The following is a 21,065-nucleotide window of genomic DNA, read 5'->3' as shown; positions in this document are numbered from 1 at the left end:
CAAGCGCCTCAAAAATTAATGTGCCCTCGCAAGGGGCGAGAGACAGCTAAAGGGCGGGATTATAGCGTAAAAGCGACGGCAAACCTCTAGCCGCAAGCGGCATGCAGCTACGGCCGGGGCCTCGCGGTATCTTTTTATCCGCGCGCAGGTCGCCAATAGATGGAAATACTGCCATCCACGCTTTGCCGGTAAATCGTGTACGGCAAGACAACGGTGTCCAGCGCGCCAGACAGGGCCAGGTCCACCAATACGAACGGCACAAGGATGCCCGTTGGGTCTGGCGGCGCATTCAATACACAGAAGTCGTAGGCCAGGCCGCTGTAGACCCGGGGAATGGATTGGCAATAGGTCTTTTGCCGGCGCAGCCCCTGCGCGGCTTCGGCTTCATCCTGCAGGACGGTGGAGGCGGTCCCGCAGCCCGCTAGCGACACTGATAAAACACCCGCTGAAACTGCCATTTTGATCGTCAAAGCCTGCCCTCCGAGAACGTCAGGCAAGCTAGCATCAGGGCGATTCGGGCCACAGTTCATGACTTCCCAAGATCGCGTAGGACGGTTCTCGGTTGGCAGTTCCGACCTCTTCGCGAGCAGGCTCGCGAAGAGGCTTCAGCCAGCGCTGGAGATGTCTTTGGGCAAACGCTGATCAATGACTTGATAAAGGGCGCTGCCTTCAGGCCAATTGCGCATGAACCGCGCGCGATCCCTGGCATACGCCGGGGCGAAGCTGCCGGGGGAGCCGTGCTGGCACATCGAGTCGAGGTCGATCAACGCCCAGCGATCCTGCTGCCAGAACAGGTTATGCCCCTTGAAGTCGCCATGGCTGATGCGTAGACGAATCAACTCGGCGAACAGATGATCCAGTGCCGCCAGCTCGGCCTCCGGTGCATCGCCATGCTCCACATACGGCGCAAAACGCTCGATGATGTCCGGCCCCGGCAGGTACTCGGTGATCAGGTAGGCCCGGCTGCGCAGCCACAGAAAACGCTTTTCCAGCAACGCCAGCGGCTTGGGCGTGGCAATCCCGAGGAACGCCAGGCGGTTGCCTTCGCGCCAGGAATGCCAGGCCCGGCTCGGGCGCCAGAAACGCTTGAGCCAGTGGGCAAAACCCTTGATGTTGTAGCGCTTGATCACCAGCGTGCGGCCATCCACCTCGACCTTGCCGACGCTCGCCGCACCGCCGGTCTTGTACAGATGCCCCTGATCGAGCAAGGCATCGGCCTGCTCCAGCACCGGCACCATCGACGACGCTTCATCGCGGCGAATCGCCCGCAATTCGAAGGCCCCGCGCTGGACACTAAACAGCGTGCACTCGCGGCCGACCTTGATCAGGAAGTCCTTGAGGCGCCAGCTGCGGACCTTGTCGATCTGCTTCTGCAACGCTTCCATGGGCAACGCGTGCTCGCCGTTGCTGAGCAGGTAATACACCAGCAGCTCTTCAATGAAGGGCTCGATCGACTTCGGCAACTGAGCAAAGAACACCCCGAGGTTTTCCAGGACCTTCTGCCGGGACAGCGGCTGGCCAGGCGTTTCGGAGCAAATCCCGGCGCCGTCGATCAAGTACAGACGACCACGCTGACGTAGCAGGTTGTCCAGGTGCAGGTCTTCCTGCCACAGACCCTTGCGGTGCATTTGACCGATGGCACCCAGTGCTTCGGCCAGCACCGCCCCTTGTCCATCGGACAGCACGGGCTGCTGCTCAACCTGCTTCCAGGTATCACCCAGGCTTTCGGCACCCTCCAGAAACTCGAACAGCAGCCAGCCACCCTCACCCTCTTTCAGGCCATCAGCCAACAGCTGTGGCGTGGTCAATCCTTGAGCCGCAAGCAAACGCACGCCATCCAGTTCACGCTGAAAATGCCGTGGGGCCTTGCTGCCAACGAGCAATTTGGCCAACACCGGCCGGCCGCGCCAGACGCCGGCACCGACATAACGCTGCCCCGGCAACACCCGTAACAGACTCAGCAGTTGCAGCTCGGCGGGGCCGGCGGCGTCGGCCAGCGAAACGCTCAGCGGCAAGCCTGGGGCACGGCCGGCAGACTTCAGTTCGGACAAACGCATCAGCGCGGCCCCTTCTGGCCGCGCCGCGCGGTCAAACGCTGCAGCCAGCTGTCGATCAGCGAGCTGTCCTGCGGTTGGTCCAGATAGGCGGCCAGCAATTGCCGCAGTTGCGACTCACCCCATTCGGGCGCGCGACGCGTCAGCGGCTCCAGATCCTTGATTCGGTCACGCTGCCCGTAGAGCAGCGGCCGGGTCTTTTCCAGGTCGATCAATTGAGCCTGATAACCGTTGCCGGTGGCGCGCATGAAAATGTGCTTGGGATAAAAGCACCCGTGCACCTGGCGCGCAAGGTGCAGCTGCCGGGCCAGTTCGCCACTGGCCTTGAGGATTTCCAAATGCTGCTCAGGGCTCAAGTCAGCCCAGCGCTGCAACAGCGAGTCGAGGTCGTCCCAGCCGTCCAGAGCACGGGTCATCAGGATCGCGCGGACCTCGCCATCGACCTTGCGCTCCCCGTAGAACACCGCTTCGAGCGCCGGAATGCCCATCTTCCGGTAACGGGAGATGTTGCGAAACTCGCGAGCGAAACTCGGCTCGCCGAACGGTGCGCGCAAGGTACGGGTCAGGTAGTTGCTTTGGCGCTTGAGGTAGAAACCATGACCTTCCAGATCCAGCCGAAACACGCTGCTCCAGCCGCCGCGACCGGTGTTGGGTTCGTCCACGGCATCGAGCTGTTTGGCCCAGAGCGCATCGAACGTGCCGAGGCCATGGCGCTCAAGCAGCGCACGGTCTTCAGCGGCCAGAAAGTCAGTCATTCGCGTCCCTCGAAAAATCTCACCACATGCCGGATGCGTTTTTTGTCCGCGGCATTGAGCCGGGTCCGGTTGCGGTATTGCAGGTAAAAGCGCAGGCGCTGGGTAGCCGACAATTGATACTTGGCGACCTTGTCCAGGCACGCCAGATCCTTGGTAATACGGTACTTGAGCCAGAAACCGCGCCAGAAATCGCCGTTGGGGCAGTCGATCAAGAACACTCGAGCCTCATCGTCGATCAGCAGGTTGCGCCACTTCAAATCATTATGGGTGAAGCGGTGGTCATGCATGGTCCGAGTGTATTGGGCCAGTTGACGACTGACCGTATCGACCCAGACGCGATCCGACAGCTTCGGGTCGCGGCGCTCGGCCAGTGCCGACAAGTCTTCGGTACGCGGCAGTTCCCGGGTAATCATCGCGCCGCGAGCGTAGGCCGCACCGCGCCGCTCCAGCCCCCAGGCCACCACTTCGGCAGTGGGGATGCCCCACTTGGCGAAGCGCTTGAGGTTCTGCCATTCCATCTTCACCCGAGGCTTGCCCAGGTAACGCCGCAAGCCTTTGCCAGCGCCCACATACCGTTTGACGTAATAGTTGACGCCATTGCGCTCGACACGGATGACCTCCGAGAGCACGTCACTGGTCAAACGCTCGCCCTGCAGCGCAAACACAGCCTCGAGGCTGCCGAAGTCATCGGCCAGCTCGCTGTAGGCCGGATCCAGCTTCCAACCCGACATCAGAGCGCATCCCCGTATCGCTGTTTACGCTCGTAGAGCTTGTTGGCCTTGCCGTCGAGCCAGGCCAGCAAAGACGCCTCTTCAATCAGGATCTGGCGCAGCGGCTGCTGGAAATAGCCTTTGAGGAAACGCAGCTTGTCGCGGCGGGTCAGGCCGATGTCCAACGCGGAAAAGTACAGCGCGGCCAGGTCCTTGTTGCGCCAGCGCAAGGTAATCGCCGGGCGGGTCTGGGCGCGGTGCAGGTCGATCACCGAAAGTTTGAAGTCATCAAATGTCACCGGTTTGTCGGTGTGCAGCAGGAAGTGGCAGATGTAGCAGTCGCGGTGGTTGACCCCGGCGCGGTGCATCATGCCGGTCATGCGTGCGACTTCGGCTATCAGCGCGCGCTTGAGTTTTGGCTCGGGCGGCTGCTTGATCCAGTTGATACTGAAGTCTTCCAGGCTGACCGTCGGCGCCAACTCTTCGGTGACGATGAACGAGTGCTGGTCGGCCGGGTTGCTGCCCTTCTCGCCATATGCGACGGCGGTCATGGTCGGCACGCCGACTTCCTGCAGGCGTTGAATGGCCTTCCACTCCTGACCGGCACCCAGTACAGGAAGCTTGGCAGTGAGCAGGTTCTTGAAAATTTCGGCCCAGCCGATGCCACGGTGGATTTTCACGAAAAACCCGTTGCCATCGACTTCCGTGCGTAATGTCCGGCGCGCTTCCAGCTCGCGGTACACCTCGCCCTTGAGCCCCTCGACTTCGGCGAACGGGTCGCGTCCGGCCCAGAGGCTCTTGAACGGTTCAGCCAGCATCAACTTCATTTAAGCGTGCTCCGCCAGAATCACATCGGCCGCGTGCTGCGGCATGCTGTAGAGGTCGGCCGTTTCGGCGAAGGCCAGACCGTTGCGGCTCCAGGCCGCCCTTGCTTGAGCGTCGTTCAACATGCCGGTCAGGTACTGCGTCAGTTGTGCCTGATCGAACGGTTCGTCCAGCACCAGCCCAGCATCGGCCTCGGCGATATAATGGGCGTAACCGCACACCGCACTCACCAGCACCGGCAGGCCGGCCACCAGGGCTTCGAGCAAAACCGTGCCGGTATTTTCGTTGTACGCCGGGTGGATCAACAGGTCGGCACCCAACAGGAAACGCGGAATATCGCTGCGCCCCTTGAGGAAGGTGACGTTGTCGCCCAGCCCCAATGTCGCACTCTGCATCTGGAATAATTTGGGGTCATCCTGGCCAATTACAAACAGCCGGGTGCGTTTCCTCAACTCGGCAGGCAATGCCGCCAGCGCCTTGAGGCTGCGGTCCACACCCTTGGTCTTGAACCCGGAGCCGATCTGCACCAGCAGCAGTTCGTCGTCCTTGAGATCGAATTCAGCGCGGAACCCTGCGCGAATTTCATCGGCATCGGCCGGCCGACGACGGTCCTGGGCGATGCCCGGCGGCAGCAGGTGGAAGCGTTCCAGCGGCGTGTCGTAATGCTTGATGAACAGCGGCTGCTGGACTTCGGAGATCATCAGTACTTCGGTCTTCGCCTCTTTGGCGAACACCGCCCGCTCGTATTCGGCGAAGTGGCGATAGCGGCCCCAACGGCGATACAGCGAGTTACGCAGGTTCTGCGCCTTGTCTTCGAAACAGCCGTCGGCGGCGTAGTAGACGTCCAGGCCCGGCATCTTGTTGAAGCCGATCAGGCGGTCCACCGGGCGCTTGGCCAGGTCAGCTTCCATCCATTCGCTGAGCTTCTCGTTGCGCCGATGGTTGAAGAACGCCTTGACCGGCGCCACCAGCACTTCGAAACCCGACGGTACGTCGCCTTCCCAGATCAGCGTGTAGACGCGAATCTGATGGCCGCGCTTCTGGCACTCCAGGGCGATACGCATGAAATCGCGCTGCAAGCCGCCAAACGGAAAATACTTGTACAAGACAAATGCCAATTGCATCAGCGCAGCTCCTCAGCCATTAACAACGTGCTCAGTCGGCTCGCGACACGCTCGGGATTCAGACGCGTGAAGCACAGGGGCCACTCGCGTTTCAGGTCAAATTGACGGGCATCTTCAGCCGTCGGTTGATAAGTGCATTTCTTTTGCAGGCACGGCGCACAAGGGAAGTCGCTGGCCAGGTGAATCTGCACCTTGCCATAGGCGCCGGTCAGGCCCGGATTGGTCGGGCCGAACAGCGACAGCGTCGGCACATCCAGCGCGGCGGCCAGATGGCCCAGGCCGGTGTCCACCGCCACGCAGGCTTGCGCGCCCGCCAGCACCTTGCCGACACCGGCCAGGTTCAGTTTTGGCAGCACTTCGGCATGCTTGAAACCGGCAGCGATGCGTTCGGCGCGGGCCTTTTCCACGGCATTGCCCCAAGGCAGTTTCACACCCACGCCAAGGTAGCCGACCCGCTCGGTCAGCTCGCGCCAGTAGGCTTCGGGCCAGTGCTTGGTGTCCCAGGTGGTGCCGTGCAGAAACACCACGTACGGGTTCTTGCGCGGCAACTCCACCAGGCGCTCGATATTCAGCCCGTAATCGCCCAGGCCTTTGGGCAAGTCATAGCCCAACGCGATGGCGAACAACTGACGCACTCGCTCCACCGCATGCTGCCCGCGGGCAACGGCCAGGCGTCGATTGTAAAAGCGCGCAGCGATAGGCTCGCGCGCCGAGCTTTTATCGAGACCGGCCACCGGGGCCTTGACGTAACGGGTCAGCCAGGCGCTTTTCAGCAAGCCCTGAGCGTCGATCACCAGGTCATATTTCGTGGCGCGAACGCTTTGCTTGAAGCGCTTCCACTCACCGCTCTTGATAGTCTGCCAGATGTTTTTGCGCCAGCGACGGATCGCCACCGGAATCACCTTGCCCACCGCCGGATGCCAGGTCGGGATCTCGGCAAAGCCTTCTTCCACCACCCAGTCGAATTTGATGCCGGGAATCGCCCGCGCCGCGTCGGTCAACGCCGGCAACGCATGAATGACGTCGCCCAGCGAAGAAGTCTTGATCAACAGAACCCGCAAGCTATTTGACCTCGACCGGAGTGCCTTGCAACCGTTGCAGGGCTTCGTTCACCGCTTGCGGCATGAGCTGGCGCAGGCAGTTGTAATGGCCGAAACGGCAGGTGCGGTCGAAGCATGGGCTGCATTCGATACCCAGGCGAACGACTTCGACGTGCTCGGCCAGCGGCGGCGTGAAACCTGGCGACGTCGAACCGTAGACCGCGACCAACGGGCGGTTCAGCGCGGCGGCGACGTGCATCAGGCCGGAGTCGTTGGACACCACCGCATCGGCGCAGGACATCAGGTCGATGGCTTCGGCCAGCGAGGTACCGCCGCTGAGGTTGACCGATTCTTCACGCAGGCCGGGAATCAGCCGCGCGCGGATGTCTTCGCCCACGGCGTGGTCGTTTTTCGAACCGAACAGCCAGACTTGCCAGCCTTCGCGGATCTTCGCTTCGGCGACCCTGGCGTAATGCTCGGACGGCCAGCGCTTGGACTCGCCAAACTCGGCGCCGGGGCACAGGGCCAATACCGGGCGGTCGAGGGTCAGGTCGAACTTGGCCAGTGCCGCTTCGCGGGTAACCGGATCGATCTGCAGCGTCGGGCGCGGATAGGGTTTTGGCAGTTCAACGCCCGGCTCGAACGCCAGGGCCATGAAGCGCTCGATCATCAGCGGATAACGATCCTTGTCCAGCGTGCGCACGTCGTTGAGCAGGCCATAGCGGAATTCGCCTCGCCAGCCGGTGCGTTTCGGGATGCCGGCAAAGAACGGCACCAGCGCCGACTTCAGGGAATTGGGCAACAGGATCGCCTGGTCGTACTGGCCAACCAGGGATTTGCCGATGCGCCGACGCGTTGCCAGCTCCAGGACACCGTGACCGAGCGGAAAGCTCAAGGCCTGGCGAACTTCGGGCATGCGCTCAAGAATCGGCCGGCTCCACTCGGGGGCCAGCACGTCGATTTCGCATTGCGGGTGGCGTTGCTTCAGACACTGGAAAAGTGTCTGCGCCATCACCATGTCACCGACCCAACTGGGCCCAACGATCAGAATTTTCATGTGGTTTCCATAAACGAACCGGGGAGGCCTACGCCTCCCCGCCTCGAAAATTCTACAGAACAACGCAAATCTACTGTAGGAGCTAGCTTGCTCCGGGCGGCGATCCGACGATGAACCTGAGCCCCCTCAGGGTGCCAGGCTCGCCGCGTTATCGTTAACGACCATCGCGAGCAAGCTCGCTCCTACAGGGAATATTGGCGTATCAAATATCCCGTTTCAGCTTAGCCCCAGCTCACGCCAGATCCGCATGACCTGCCGCCGTTCGTCCGCGAACTGGTCGCCCGGAATCACCCCTGGGTCCTTCTGCAAGGCCTGCCGGTGGGCGGCGGAGCGGTACGCTTTATACGCTTCACGCAACAGGCCGGCATCTTCGACCGGCATCAGCCCATCATGCTCCAGCTCTTCCAGAATGCGGATGTTGTCCGTCCAGCGCAGCAATGGCGGGTGTGTTTCGGACCACGCCAAGGCCGCGTATTGCACCATAAATTCAATATCGACGATACCTCCGGCGTCCTGCTTGATATCGAACGGCGCCGTGGCTTCGAAGGCATTTGCCCCGGTGCCGGCCGCCGTGCTCTTGCTGCCCAGGTTATCGCGCATCTTGGCGCGCATCTCGCTGACCTCCTGGCGCAGGGTCGGCAGATCACGGGTCTTGCCCAATATCGCGGCGCGGACTTTCTCGAAGGCCTGGCCGACATCCTGACTGCCCACCAACACCCGCGCCCGCACCAATGCCTGATGCTCCCAGGTCCAGGCCTCGTTCTCCTGATAACGGGCAAACGCCCCCAGAGAACTCACCAGCAAGCCCGACGCACCGGATGGCCGCAAACGCATGTCCACTTCATACAACTGCCCGGAGTTGGTCTGCGCCGTCAGCAAGTGAATGATCCGCTGCCCCAGCCGGGTGAAAAATTGCGCGCCATCGATGGGTTTGACGCCATCGGTTTCAGCCTGCGGATCGCCGTCGTGGATGAACACCAGGTCCAGGTCCGAACCATGCCCGAGTTCCAGGCCGCCGACTTTCCCATAACCGACAATGATGAAGCCGGGATCGCACAAGGTGCCATCGGTGCGCAACGGTGTGCCGTACTTGGCTACGGTCTGGCGCCAGGCCAGTGCCAGCACTTGCTCCAGGATCGCTTCGGCGAGCCAGGTCAGGTAATCGCTGACTTTCATCAGCGGCAAGCTGCCGGCGATTTCCGAGGCAGCCACCCGCAAGCGGTGCGCCAGCTTGAAGTGACGCAGGGCTTCCATTTGCTGCTCGAGGTCGTCCTCGGGAATCCGTGTCAGGCGCTCGCGCAATTCGGCCGCCAGTTCTGGCGCCAGTGGCGGCTTGAACAGCCGGCCTTCGTTGAGCAATTCGTCGAGCAACAACGGGAAGCGGGTGATTTGCTCGGCGATCCACGGGCTCGCCGCGCACAGCGTCAGCAACCGCCGCAACGCACTGGGGTTCTCGGTCAGCAGCACCAGGTACGCGGAGCGACGGGCCACGGCTTCGACCAGCGGCAGCACCCGTTCCAGTACCAGGTCCGGATTGTCATGCTCTACGGCCTGCGCCAGCAACCGCGGAATAAAAGCATCGAGACGTTCGCGACCCAGACGCTGCATTGCCCTCAATTGCGGGCTACCGCGCAAGCCGGCCAGGGCTCTCAAGGCTTTTGGGGCATCCTTGAAACCACCCTCCTCCAGTTGACGGCAAGCGGCCTCATCGTCCTGGGCCTCCTCCCACAGCGGCAACCACTCACCACCGACCACCACTTCGTTTTCGGCGCCCTGCTCTTCATCGGGATCGGCGATCACCTGCCCGAAGTGCCAGGCAATACGGCCGCGCCAGTACATCAGTTGTTCGTGGAAGGCCGTCCAGTTGGCGAAACCCAACATAAAGGCAATACGCGCCTGATCCTGCTCGCCAGCGGGCAACATTTGCGTCTGGCGATCGGCAATCGCCTGAATCGCGTGTTCGGTGTAACGCAGGAACTCGTAACCTTCACGCAGCTCGCTGATCACGGCCGGCGGCAGGTAACCCTGACCTTCCAGCGTGCTCAGCACCTTTAATAGTGGGCGCTGTTGCAAGCTCAAGTCGCGCCCGCCGTGGATCAGCTGAAAGGCCTGGGCAATGAACTCGACTTCGCGAATACCGCCGGAACCGAGCTTGATGTTGTCGGCCATACCCTTGCGCCGCACTTCCTGCTGGATCAGCTGCTTCATGGTGCGCAGCGCTTCAATGGCGGAAAAGTCCAGGTAACGCCGATAAACGAACGGGCGCAGCATCTCTTGCAGTTGCGCGCCGGCCACCTGATCGCCGGCCACCACCCGTGACTTGATCATCGCGTAGCGTTCCCAGTCGCGCCCCTGATCCTGGTAATACTGCTCCAGCGCGTTAAAGCTCAGCACCAGCGCGCCTGCCGAACCGTAGGGACGCAGGCGCATGTCGACGCGGAATACAAAGCCGTCGACGGTCATCGGGTCCAGGGCCTTGATCAGCCGCTGACCCAGACGAATGAAGAACTCCTGGTTATCCAGCGGGCGTTTGACGCCGACGGTTTCGCCACCCTCGGGATAGGCAAAAATCAGGTCGATGTCCGACGACAGGTTCAACTCCACGGCACCGAGCTTGCCCATGCCGAGAATGACCATCTGCTGCGGCTCGCCGCTGCGCCGCCCGGTCGGCACGCCGAACTGCTGGCAATGCCGCACATACAACCATTGATAGGCCTGATCGATGCTGGCATCGGCCATGTCCGAAAGGTCGCGGCAGGTCTGGATCAAATCGGCCTGACGGGTCAGGTCGCGCCAGATGATCCGCACTTGATGGCGTGCACGCTGGCGGCGCAAGGCGCGGCCAAGCAGATCGTCGGTCTCGGCCGCGCTCACGGCGGTCGCGATTTGAGCGCACAACTCACCGGGAGCGAAGCTGCGGTCCAGCTCGCCGGACTGCACCAACTCCAGCAACATCAAAGGGTCACGAACACACTGTTCAATCACGAAATCGCTGGCGGCGGTGACGCGGGCAAATTGCGCCCAGCGCTCCGGCGTCCAGACAGACAGACCGTGGTCATCGTCCAAAGCGGCGACGGCAGCCCGGAAAGACTGCTCGGCGCGAGTGACAAACGGCAGGAGAATGGCGGGCAGTTCGGCAAGCGAGGGGAGGCTCATGGTCTATCCTTGATCGGCGTACAACGGACTGCATGTAGTGGTTTTCGAAAACCCACTACCTGAGGGAGTGTCGAACAAAAGTTAGAAATAGCTGAAATTTCTTTTATTTTGGCAGCCAGCATCAAGCTTTTACCTTTTGTAGTTGGAAAAAGACCAACCTTAACGATTATTCTCACAACGCAGCCGGGGGCCACAAGCCGCTCTTCTGTAGTTTTACTACTCGTATATACATTAGACGGGCTGAAATGCCGGAAGATTTGTAGTAAAACTACACGCCGCCGGAACAACCTATCGGCAATCCAAGAATTTATATCGTCTGCCCACAAGGCCAGTCGCAAACTCAGGCAACCGATTCTGGAAGCCTTTCCGCCCTGGAGCAAGCCATGCAAGACCTCGATCCCGTCGAAACCCAGGAATGGCTGGACGCCCTGGAATCGGTTCTCGACAAAGAAGGCGAAGACCGTGCTCACTATCTGATGACCCGTATGGGTGAACTGGCGACCCGCAGCGGTTCGCAGCTGCCTTACGCCATCACCACGCCTTACCGCAACACCATCCCGGTAACCCACGAAGCACGCATGCCTGGCGACCTGTTCATGGAACGCCGCATTCGCTCGCTGGTACGCTGGAACGCGATGGCCATGGTAATGCGTACGAACCTGAAAGATTCTGACCTCGGCGGTCACATCTCCAGCTTCGCCTCCAGTGCGACCCTGTATGACATCGGCTTCAACTACTTCTTCCAGGCCCCGACCGAAGAACACGGCGGCGACCTGATCTACTTCCAGGGCCACACCTCGCCAGGCGTTTACGCCCGCGCATTCATGGAAGGCCGCATCACCGAAGACCAGATGAACAACTTCCGCCAGGAAGTCGACGGTCAGGGCCTGTCGTCCTACCCGCACCCTTGGCTGATGCCTGACTTCTGGCAGTTCCCGACCGTATCCATGGGTCTGGGCCCGATCCAGGCGATCTACCAGGCACGCTTCATGAAGTACCTCGAAGCCCGTGGTTTCATCCCGGAAGGCAAGCAAAAAGTCTGGTGCTTCCTGGGCGACGGCGAGTGCGACGAGCCGGAATCCCTGGGTGCCATCTCGCTGGCTGGCCGCGAGAAGCTGGACAACCTGATCTTCGTCATCAACTGCAACCTGCAGCGCCTTGATGGCCCGGTTCGCGGCAACGGCAAGATCATCCAGGAACTCGAAGGCGTGTTCCGCGGTGCTCAGTGGAACGTGACCAAAGTCATCTGGGGCCGTTTCTGGGACCCACTGCTGGCCAAAGACGTCGACGGTATCCTGCAACGTCGCATGGACGAAGTCATCGACGGCGAGTACCAGAACTACAAAGCCAAAGACGGCGCGTTCGTGCGTGAACACTTCTTCAACTCGCCAGAACTCAAGGCGATGGTTGCCGACTTGTCCGACGACGAGATCTGGAAACTCAACCGTGGCGGCCACGACCCGTACAAGGTCTACGCGGCGTACCACGAAGCGGTCAACCACAAAGAACAACCGACCGTCATCCTGGCCAAAACCATCAAAGGTTATGGCACCGGTGCCGGCGAAGCGAAAAACACTGCGCACAACACCAAGAAAGTCGATGTCGACAGCCTGAAGTTGTTCCGTGATCGTTTCGACATTCCGGTCAAAGACGAAGAGCTGGAAAACCTGCCGTTCTTCAAACCGGAACCAAACAGCGCCGAAGCCCGTTACCTGAGCGAGCGCCGCACTGCACTGGGCGGTTTTGTGCCACAGCGTCGCGCGCAGAGCTTCAGCGTGCCGACTCCGTCACTCGATACCCTCAAGGCTATCCTGGACGGCTCGGGCGACCGTGAAATTTCCACCACCATGGCGTTCGTGCGGATCCTCGCGCAACTGGTCAAGGACAAGGAAATCGGTCCACGCATCGTTCCGATCATCCCGGACGAAGCCCGTACCTTCGGTATGGAAGGCATGTTCCGTCAGTTGGGCATCTACTCGTCCGTCGGCCAGCTCTACGAGCCAGTCGATAAAGACCAGGTGATGTTCTACAAAGAAGACAAGAAGGGCCAGATCCTCGAAGAAGGCATCAACGAAGCGGGTGCCATGAGCTCCTTCATCGCTGCCGGTACTTCGTACTCCAGCCACAACCAGCCAATGCTGCCGTTCTACATCTTCTATTCGATGTTCGGCTTCCAGCGTATCGGCGACCTGGCCTGGGCCGCTGGCGACAGCCGCACCCGTGGCTTCCTGATCGGCGGCACCGCCGGCCGGACCACGCTGAACGGCGAAGGCCTGCAACACGAAGACGGTCACAGCCACATCCTGGCTGCCACCATCCCGAACTGCCGCACCTTTGATCCAACCTACGGCTACGAGCTGGCGGTGATCATCCAGGACGGCATGAAGAAGATGACCGAAGAGCAGCAGGACGTTTTCTACTACATCACCGTGATGAACGAGTCCTACCAGCAACCAGCCATGCCGGCCGGTGTAGAGGAAGGCATCATCAAGGGCATGTACCTGCTCGAAGAAGACACCCGCGAAGCGGCGCACCACGTTCAGCTGATGGGCTCCGGCACCATCCTGCGTGAAGTCCGTGAAGCAGCGAAGATCCTGCGCGAAGAGTTCAACGTCGGCGCCGACGTGTGGAGCGTTACCAGCTTCAACGAACTGCGTCGCGACGGCCTGGCCGTTGAGCGCACCAACCGTCTGCACCCTGGCCAGAAGCCTAAGCTGAGCTACGTCGAGGAGTGCCTGAACGGCCGTAAAGGTCCGGTCATCGCCTCTACCGACTACATGAAACTGTTCGCCGAGCAGATCCGTCAGTGGGTACCGTCCAAGGAATTCAAAGTCCTGGGCACCGACGGTTTCGGCCGCAGCGACAGCCGCAAGAAACTGCGTCATTTCTTCGAAGTCGACCGTCATTTCGTGGTGTTGGCAGCCCTGGAAGCACTGGCTGACCGTGGTGACATCGAACCTAAGGTTGTGGCCGAGGCCATCGCCAAGTTCGGTATCAACCCGGAAAAACGCAACCCACTGGACTGCTGAGGAGAGATTCTGTGAGCGAACTCATTCGCGTACCTGACATCGGCAGCGGTGAAGGTGAAGTAATTGAACTGTTTGTGAAGGTCGGCGACCGTATCGAAGCCGACCAGAGCATCCTGACACTTGAGTCGGACAAGGCGAGCATGGAAGTGCCTGCGCCGAAGGCCGGTATCATCAAGAGCTTGAAAGTGAAGCTGGGCGATCGCCTGAAAGAAGGCGACGAACTGCTGGAGCTTGAAGTCGAAGGTGCCGCGCAATCGGCCCCTGCGGCTGCCGCTGCACCGGCGGCCAAGGCTGAAGCCAAACCGGCTGCTGCGCCTGCCGCCGCCCCTGCTCCTGCTGCGCCGGCTGCTGCCAGCGTTCAGCAAGTGCACGTGCCGGACATCGGTTCGTCGGGCAAGGCCCAGATCATCGAGATCCAGGTCAAGGTCGGCGACACCGTCGCGGCTGATCAGTCGCTGATCACCCTGGAATCCGACAAGGCGAGCATGGAAATCCCGTCGCCTGCCGCTGGCGTGGTCAAGGCCATCAGCGTCAAGCTCAACGACGAAGTCGGCACCGGCGACCTGATCCTGGATCTGGAAGTGGCAGGTGCTGCGGCACCGGCTGCTGCTCCGGCCCAGGCTGCCGCTCCAGCTGCTGCCGCTGCGCCTGCTCCTGCAGCAGCTCCGGCTGCACCGGTTGCCGACAGCGTTCAGGACATCCACGTTCCGGACATCGGTTCGGCGGGCAAGGCCAAGATCATCGAAGTCCTGGTCAAGGCCGGCGACACCGTTGTGGCCGACCAGTCGCTGATCACCCTGGAATCCGACAAGGCGAGCATGGAAATTCCATCGCCTGCCGCTGGCGTGGTGGAAAGCGTTTCCATCAAGCTCGATGACGAAGTCGGTACCGGCGACCTGATCCTCAAGCTGAAAGTCAAAGGCGCCGCTCCGGCCGCTGCACCGGCACCTGCCGCTGCTGCTCCGAGCGCACCTGCTCCAGCTGCTGCTCCTGCCGCCGCTGCACCTGCTGCTGCCCCGGCCGCCGCGCCAGCCAAGCCTGGTGCAAAAGTTCACGCCGGCCCAGCCGTGCGTCAACTGGCCCGCGAATTCGGCGTCGAGCTGAACGCCGTTGGCGCCAGCGGCCCGCACGGTCGCATCCTGAAGGAAGACGTGCAGGTTTACGTCAAGGCCATGATGCAAAAGGCCAAGGAAGCACCGGCCGCTGCTGCTGGCGCAACCGGTGGCGCGGGCATCCCGCCGATTCCGGTCGTGGACTTCAGCCGCTTCGGTGAAATCGAAGAAGTGCCGATGACCCGCCTGATGCAGGTCGGCGCCGCCAACCTGCACCGCAGCTGGCTGAACGTACCGCACGTTACGCAATTCGACTCGGCGGATATCACCGAGCTCGAAGCGTTCCGCGTTGCTCAGAAAGCCGTTGCAGAGAAGGCCGGCGTCAAGCTGACCATCCTGCCGTTGCTGCTCAAGACCTGCGCGCACCTGCTCAAGGAACTGCCGGACTTCAACAGCTCGCTGGCGCCAAGCGGCAAAGCGATCATCCGCAAGAAATACGTGAACATCGGCTTCGCCGTCGACACCCCGGATGGCCTGCTGGTACCGGTCATCAAGAACGTCGACCAGAAGAGCCTGCTGCAACTGGCCGCCGAAGCTGCTTCCCTGGCTGAAAAAGCCCGGACCAAGAAGCTCTCGTCGGACGAGATGCAAGGCGCCTGCTTCACCATTTCCAGCCTCGGCCACATTGGCGGCACCGGCTTCACGCCGATCGTCAACGCGCCGGAAGTGGCGATCCTCGGTGTTTCCAAGGCAACCATCCAGCCAGTCTGGGACGGCAAAGCCTTCCAGCCGAAACTGATGCTGCCACTGTCGCTGTCCTACGATCACCGTGTGATCAACGGCGCCGCTGCTGCACGCTTCACCAAGCGTCTGAGCGATCTGCTGGGCGACATCCGCACCATGCTCCTGTAACACCGACCGGCCCTCCTTCACCGGAGGGCCAGTTGCGTTCCACGTTTCCGAGCGCCACGCTCGTACCTCAACCCCGCCAATTTGGCGGGGCTTTTTTTGCCTGAATTTTTTACTTAAGACTTCTTCCTACATTTGTGGCTGATATCGCCCACAACTCTAATCCATTTCCGCCAGATATTTTTTCGGGCCAAATAACTAGCCTTGACTGAAAGACTACTTATTACATCCGAAACAACCAGCTAACCAATTCGTTGGCAGCAGAATGGACTCAAACATGCTCAAACCAACTGTCGGCCCGATTATTGGCCACACCACCACTAATCATGCCCGTATTTTTTTGCGCGGCGAACACAATAAAGACACTTTGGTATTTGCCGGGATTCGTTATAGACGACAAGGCGAAGATCACTGGTCAAAAGGTAACTTTGCGAAACTCGAACCCGAGCACGACATGTGCGAAGTCTTTGCACTAAACAATCTGTCCGCCGACGCCGACTATGAGTATCAGGCGGGGTGGTTCAGCCCGACGAGCCCGGCGCACACCGTCGACACGGTGAAGGAACTGCCGCTGCAATGGCCACGGCAGGTTTATCACTTGCGCACCCGTTCCAGCCAGGCCGGTCTGCCAAGGGCCTACATTGTCGGCTCCTGCCGATATCTGCACATGACCGCCGGCATCGCATTCGCCCCTCACTTGGGCGACAGAGTCTTCGCTTCAATTTCACGGCTGGTGGAGCAAGCCAGTCCTCCTGTCAGTGCGCTGGTGATGACGGGAGACCAAATCTATGTCGATGATTTGAACATCATTGCCCCGGATCGGGAACTCAAGGAGATCCTGCATAAATATCGCGTGGCATTTTCGCAAACAAATATCGCCAGGCTAATGTCCAACCTGCCTACTTACATGATCCTTGACGACCATGAAATAGAAGACAACTGGCCCGCCAACAAGAGCAAGTCCGATGACTACTTATATGCAAACGCAATCAGGGCCTATGAGCTGTATCAGGCCAGCCATAGTCCAGCCCAGGCACTAACCGATGATGGACTGATAAATAAACGACTGGAGAAATACTGGTATCAATTTACTGAAGGTGATATCGAATGGTTTGTTACCGACAGTCGAACCCGACGCAATCTGTCGGCCACTGACCGACGCATTCTCGACGCAGCCCAGGAACAGGCCTTGTGCGACTGGCTGATCCACAGCCCGGCGCGGGTCAAATTCGTGGTCACCAGTGTCATGTTCTACCCTGACCAAAAACGCTCGGATGATGACGCCTGGCAGGCCTTCCCCGAACAACGGCTACGGTTGCTGGAGACCATACGCACACACCGCATCAAAAACGTCGTGTTCATTTCCGGCGATGTCCACGGCTCGCTGACCAGTCGCCTGACCCACAGCGAGGATGCGGACTTCGAAGTCCACACCATCGTCTCGTCACCACTGTGCAACAGCAGAATGTTGCCCTATGCCACAGCCTCCACGTTCGTGCTCGATCAACCCTTGATCCGCACCGCCTCCGGCGACTATCGGCATGAGCTGACCAGCAACGTGATCAGCCAGGATAACTTTGCCCACCTGGTCGTCGAGGCGAGGCAGCTTCAGGTGAATTTCCACGACCGGGAGGGCAAGCCTCTACAGTCCATTGGCATCCCGATTCGCTGACCCGGAAACCGATCGCAGTCATTGGCAATACTTGCAAAACTGCGATTTTTCGGCTGATAGCAATACTTTTTGCCACTGACTGAAGAAATCCCATCGCCTGCCGACATATTCTTATAGCACTTGGCCTTCATCTCTCTTGTCAGTCGGTGTCGCAATGATGCAACCTTGCCGCAGGCAACAGTAAAGAGGGCGAGAGCCCGGCGCGTTCAGCATATTCGAAGCGAGTTTCCCTCCATGAAAAGCCAACCCGATGCCGCCAGCCGTATGGTGGCCGAGGTAGTGACGCAGTTGCCTGTGCCCTCGCGGCTCGGCATGCTGCGTTTCGAACGGCTTAATGAACCCAGCTGGGCACTGCTGTTTCTCGATCCCAATTGCGAACGCCAGTTCGGCCTGCCCGCCGTTGAGCTGTGTGCGCTGGTGGGCTCGCCCTACGCCAGCCTGATGGAGCCGCAAGCGCGCTATCAATTGCACGACGCGATCCAGCAGCAACTGACTGAAAGCACGCACTACCTGATCCGCTACACCCTGCACACCGCCGCTGGCTCCTTGACTCTGCTTGAACTGGGCGAAGCCTTCAAACAACACAATAGACACCTGTTGCGCGGCTATCTGCTGGTCATCGACGGCCTGTTCGAGGACGACCCGTTGCAACCGGCCCTGGATCTGGAAACCCAGAACTCACGCCTGCAAATCGCCCTGGAACTCAATCAGCGCGCCCAGCAGGAACAACTGCTGCACCTAGAGCGAGTGCGTGCCCAGCAGGACCTGATCCTGCTGCTCACCCGTCAACGCTACAGCAGCAACAATTCCTTGCGCGAAGCCGCCGAGCTGATCACCCGTAGCGCCTGCGATATTTACGAAATCGACTGCGCCAGCCTGTGGCACCTCGAAGGCTCGATGCTGGTGCCGATCTCGGCTTATCACCGCACGAGTCAGGAATACCTGCTGCCACAGCCGATCGATGTCAGCGTTTTCCCTGATTACCTCGACGCCCTGCACACCGGCCGTGCCATCGACGCTCATAACGCCATGCGCGACCCGCGCACCCGGGAGATGGCCGAAAGCCTGCGCCCGCGCGACGTCAACGCAATGCTCGACGCCAGTATCCGCGTCGATGGCCAGGTGGTCGGCGTCTTGTGCCTGGAGCAGACCGGGGCGACCCGCGCCTGGCAGTCGGATGAAATCGCCTTCGCCGGAGAGCTGGCGGACCAGTTTGCCCAGGTTATCAGCAACCACAACCGGCGCGCCGCCACCAGCGCCCTGCACCTGTTCCAGCGTGCGGTCGAACAAAGTGCCAACGCCTTTTTGCTGGTCAACTGCGATGGCGTGGTGGAATACGTCAACCCGAGCTTCACCGCGATCACCCAATATTCCACCGAAGAAGTGCACGGTCAGCGCCTGTCAGAACTACCGGCCCTGGAGAACCTCAGCGAACTGCTGTTCGACGCGCCTTCGGCGCTGGCCAAGAGCAACAGTTGGCAAGGCGAATTCAAGAGCCGCCGGAAAAACCTCGAACCCTACTGGGGCCAGTTGTCGATCTCCAAGGTTTACGGCGACAACCGCGAGCTGACCCACTACATCGGCATCTACGAAGACATCACCCAAACCAAGCTCGCCCAGCAGCGCATCGAGCGCCTGGCCTACACCGACAACCTGACCAACCTCGGCAACCGCCCGGCGTTCATCCGCAACCTCGATGAACGCTTCGCCCGGGACAGCGACGCGCCGATCAGCCTGTTGCTGGTGGACATCGACAACTTCAAGCGGATCAACGACAGCCTCGGCCACCAGACCGGCGACAAACTGCTGATCAGCCTGGCCCGGCGCCTGCGAAACAGCCTGATCCCGAGCGGCAGCCTGGCGCGATTCGCCAGCAACGAATTCGCCGTGTTGCTGGACAACAGCGACCTCACCGTCGGCCAGCAAGTGGCCAACCAATTGCTGGCGACCCTCGACAAACCGATGTTCGTCGACAACCAGTTGATCAGCGTCACAGGCTCCGTGGGCCTGGCCTGCGCGCCGCTGCACGGGCGCGATCCGCAAACCCTGATGCGCAACGCCGGGTTGGCGCTGCACAAGGCCAAGGCCAACGGCAAACACCAGGTGCAAGTGTTCACCGAAGCGCTGAACGCCGAGGCCAGCTACAAACTGTTCGTTGAAAACAACCTGCGCCGCGCCCTGACCCAGAACGAACTCGACGTGTTCTACCAGCCAAAGCTGTGCCTGCGCAGCGGTCGCCTGCTCGGGATGGAAGCACTGCTGCGCTGGGACCATCCGGAAAAGGGCATGATCCGCCCGGATCAGTTCATCAGCGTCGCCGAAGAAACCGGGCTGATCATTCCGATCGGCAAATGGATCGCCCGCCAGGCCTGCCGCATGAGCAAAGCGCTGACCGCCGCCGGACTGGGCAACCTGCAAGTGGCGATCAACCTGTCGCCCAAGCAGTTCTCCGACCCGGACCTGGTGGCCTCCATTGCCAACATCCTCAAGGAAGAAGCCCTGCCGGCTCATTTGCTGGAGCTGGAGCTGACCGAGGGCCTGCTGCTGGAAGCCACCGAAGACACCCACCTGCAGCTCGACCAGCTCAAGCGCCTGGGCCTGACCCTGGCCATGGATGACTTCGGCACCGGTTACTCGTCGCTCAGCTACTTGAAAAAATTCCCCATCGACATCATCAAGATCGATCGAAGCTTCATCCACGAAATCCCGGACAACCAGGACGACATGGAAATCACCTCCGCGGTGATCGCCATGGCCCACAACCTGAAACTCAAGGTCGTGGCTGAAGGCATCGAAACCGCCGAGCAGTTGTCGTTCCTGCGCCGTCACCGCTGCGACGTCGGCCAGGGCTACCTGTTCGACCGTCCGATCCCGGGCAATGAGCTGATCGACAAGCTCAAGCGCTACCCGCGTGGCCCAATCGCCTGACAGCGATCCAACTCTCGGGCAAACTGCTTGCCTGTCTAATTATCCTGACTGAGAGGACTGATCATGGTTCTGCGCTCGGAAATTCTGGTGAACAAAAACGTGCTCCCGACTAAAGAACAAGCTCTGCCCGGCCGCGAAACCGCGATGACCCTGCCTGAAAAACACTTTGTGTTTAAAGACACCCCGTTGCTCGGCCCGTTCTTCGAAGACGTCGACTTCGCGATCTTCGGCCTCGGCTGCTTCTGGGGCGCGGAACGCCGCTTCTGGCAGCGCGAAGGCGTGGTCAGCACCGTGGTCGGCTACGCCGGCGGTTTCACGCCGAACCCGACCTACGAAGAAGTCTGCTCGGGCCTGACCGGCCACACCGAAGTAGTGCTGGTGGTGTATGACAAGGCCAGGGTCAGCTACGAAGCACTGCTGGCGATGTTCTGGGAACTGCACAACCCGACGCAGGGCATGCGCCAGGGCAATGACATCGGCACCCAGTACCGTTCGGCGATCTACGCCACCAGCCAGGAACAACTGGACGCGGCGCTCAAGAGCAAGGAAATCTACCAGGCCGAGCTGTCCAAGGCCGGTCTCGGTGAAATCAGCACCGAAATCGACCAGGCCCCGACCGTCTACTTTGCCGAGACGTATCACCAGCAATACCTGGCGAAAAATCCGGAAGGCTATTGCGGGATCGGCGGTACCGGCGTGTGCATGCCACCGAGCCTGGCGGGCAACTAACCCTGAACTGTGGCGAGGGAGCTTG

At 60.6% G+C, this 21,065-nt stretch carries 14 protein-coding genes; 5 read left to right on the top strand and 9 right to left on the bottom strand.

The genetic code is table 11. The annotated features are described in order from the left end of the window. Positions 1-134 precede the first annotated feature (134 nt). From AABM52_RS02405 to glnE, 9 genes are all read right to left on the bottom strand, one after another. Entirely contained in the window at positions 135-470 is a 336-nt protein-coding gene (locus AABM52_RS02405; RefSeq protein ID WP_347910250.1) for a YceK/YidQ family lipoprotein, read from the bottom strand. 135 nt (positions 471-605) lie between these two features. Further along, on the bottom strand, positions 606-2,057 hold the full coding sequence (locus AABM52_RS02400; RefSeq protein WP_347910248.1) for a lipopolysaccharide kinase InaA family protein: 1,452 nt from the start codon (positions 2,055-2,057) through the stop codon (positions 606-608). Further along, complete coding sequence (locus tag AABM52_RS02395; protein WP_347910247.1) at positions 2,057-2,809, bottom strand: lipopolysaccharide kinase InaA family protein; 753 nt, start codon at positions 2,807-2,809, stop codon at positions 2,057-2,059. The genes AABM52_RS02400 and AABM52_RS02395 overlap by 1 nt, the downstream gene beginning before the upstream one ends. Further along, on the bottom strand, positions 2,806-3,540 hold the full coding sequence (locus tag AABM52_RS02390; RefSeq protein ID WP_347910245.1) for a lipopolysaccharide kinase InaA family protein: 735 nt from the start codon (positions 3,538-3,540) through the stop codon (positions 2,806-2,808). The genes AABM52_RS02395 and AABM52_RS02390 overlap by 4 nt, the downstream gene beginning before the upstream one ends. Further along, on the bottom strand, positions 3,540-4,346 hold the full coding sequence (gene rfaP / locus AABM52_RS02385; RefSeq protein ID WP_347910243.1) for a lipopolysaccharide core heptose(I) kinase RfaP: 807 nt from the start codon (positions 4,344-4,346) through the stop codon (positions 3,540-3,542). Before rfaP ends, AABM52_RS02390 begins: the two co-directional genes overlap by 1 nt. Next, a complete protein-coding gene (locus AABM52_RS02380) occupies positions 4,347-5,468 on the bottom strand; it encodes a glycosyltransferase family 4 protein (RefSeq protein ID WP_347910242.1) in 1,122 nt (373 codons plus the stop codon). Continuing rightward, on the bottom strand, positions 5,468-6,529 hold the full coding sequence (waaC, locus tag AABM52_RS02375) for a lipopolysaccharide heptosyltransferase I (protein ID WP_347910240.1): 1,062 nt from the start codon (positions 6,527-6,529) through the stop codon (positions 5,468-5,470). The genes AABM52_RS02380 and waaC overlap by 1 nt, the downstream gene beginning before the upstream one ends. Before the next feature lies 1 nt (position 6,530). Continuing rightward, positions 6,531-7,565, bottom strand: coding sequence for a lipopolysaccharide heptosyltransferase II (gene waaF / locus AABM52_RS02370; RefSeq protein ID WP_347910238.1), 1,035 nt, complete (start codon positions 7,563-7,565; stop codon positions 6,531-6,533). A gap of 216 nt (positions 7,566-7,781) precedes the next feature. Further along, positions 7,782-10,721 carry a bifunctional [glutamate--ammonia ligase]-adenylyl-L-tyrosine phosphorylase/[glutamate--ammonia-ligase] adenylyltransferase gene (gene glnE / locus AABM52_RS02365; RefSeq protein WP_347910237.1) on the bottom strand — a complete coding sequence of 980 codons (2,940 nt, stop codon included), beginning with the start codon at positions 10,719-10,721 and terminating at the stop codon, positions 7,782-7,784. Between the two features lie 383 nt (positions 10,722-11,104). Here glnE and aceE point away from each other — a divergent pair, with 383 nt between their 5' ends. The 5 genes from aceE (at position 11,105) to msrA (ending at position 21,040) form a co-directional block, all read left to right on the top strand. After that, entirely contained in the window at positions 11,105-13,750 is a 2,646-nt protein-coding gene (gene aceE / locus AABM52_RS02360) for a pyruvate dehydrogenase (acetyl-transferring), homodimeric type (RefSeq protein WP_347910235.1), read from the top strand. 11 nt (positions 13,751-13,761) lie between these two features. Next, positions 13,762-15,714 (top strand): dihydrolipoyllysine-residue acetyltransferase, encoded by a 1,953-nt coding sequence (gene aceF / locus AABM52_RS02355; protein ID WP_347910234.1) that lies wholly within the window; start codon positions 13,762-13,764, stop codon positions 15,712-15,714. A gap of 274 nt (positions 15,715-15,988) precedes the next feature. Further along, positions 15,989-17,383 carry an alkaline phosphatase D family protein gene (locus AABM52_RS02350; RefSeq protein WP_347910233.1) on the top strand — a complete coding sequence of 465 codons (1,395 nt, stop codon included), beginning with the start codon at positions 15,989-15,991 and terminating at the stop codon, positions 17,381-17,383. Positions 17,384-17,617: 234 nt separating this feature from the next. Continuing rightward, positions 17,618-20,311, top strand: coding sequence for an EAL domain-containing protein (locus tag AABM52_RS02345; RefSeq protein WP_347910232.1), 2,694 nt, complete (start codon positions 17,618-17,620; stop codon positions 20,309-20,311). Between the two features lie 63 nt (positions 20,312-20,374). Continuing rightward, on the top strand, positions 20,375-21,040 hold the full coding sequence (msrA, locus tag AABM52_RS02340) for a peptide-methionine (S)-S-oxide reductase MsrA (RefSeq protein ID WP_347910230.1): 666 nt from the start codon (positions 20,375-20,377) through the stop codon (positions 21,038-21,040). Positions 21,041-21,065: the final 25 nt, after the last annotated feature.

The organism is Pseudomonas grandcourensis, assembly GCF_039909015.1.
Lineage (GTDB): Bacteria > Pseudomonadota > Gammaproteobacteria > Pseudomonadales > Pseudomonadaceae > Aquipseudomonas > Aquipseudomonas grandcourensis.
Note: the sequence above shows the minus strand (reverse complement) of the source record. Positions and strands in the feature narration are given on the sequence as shown.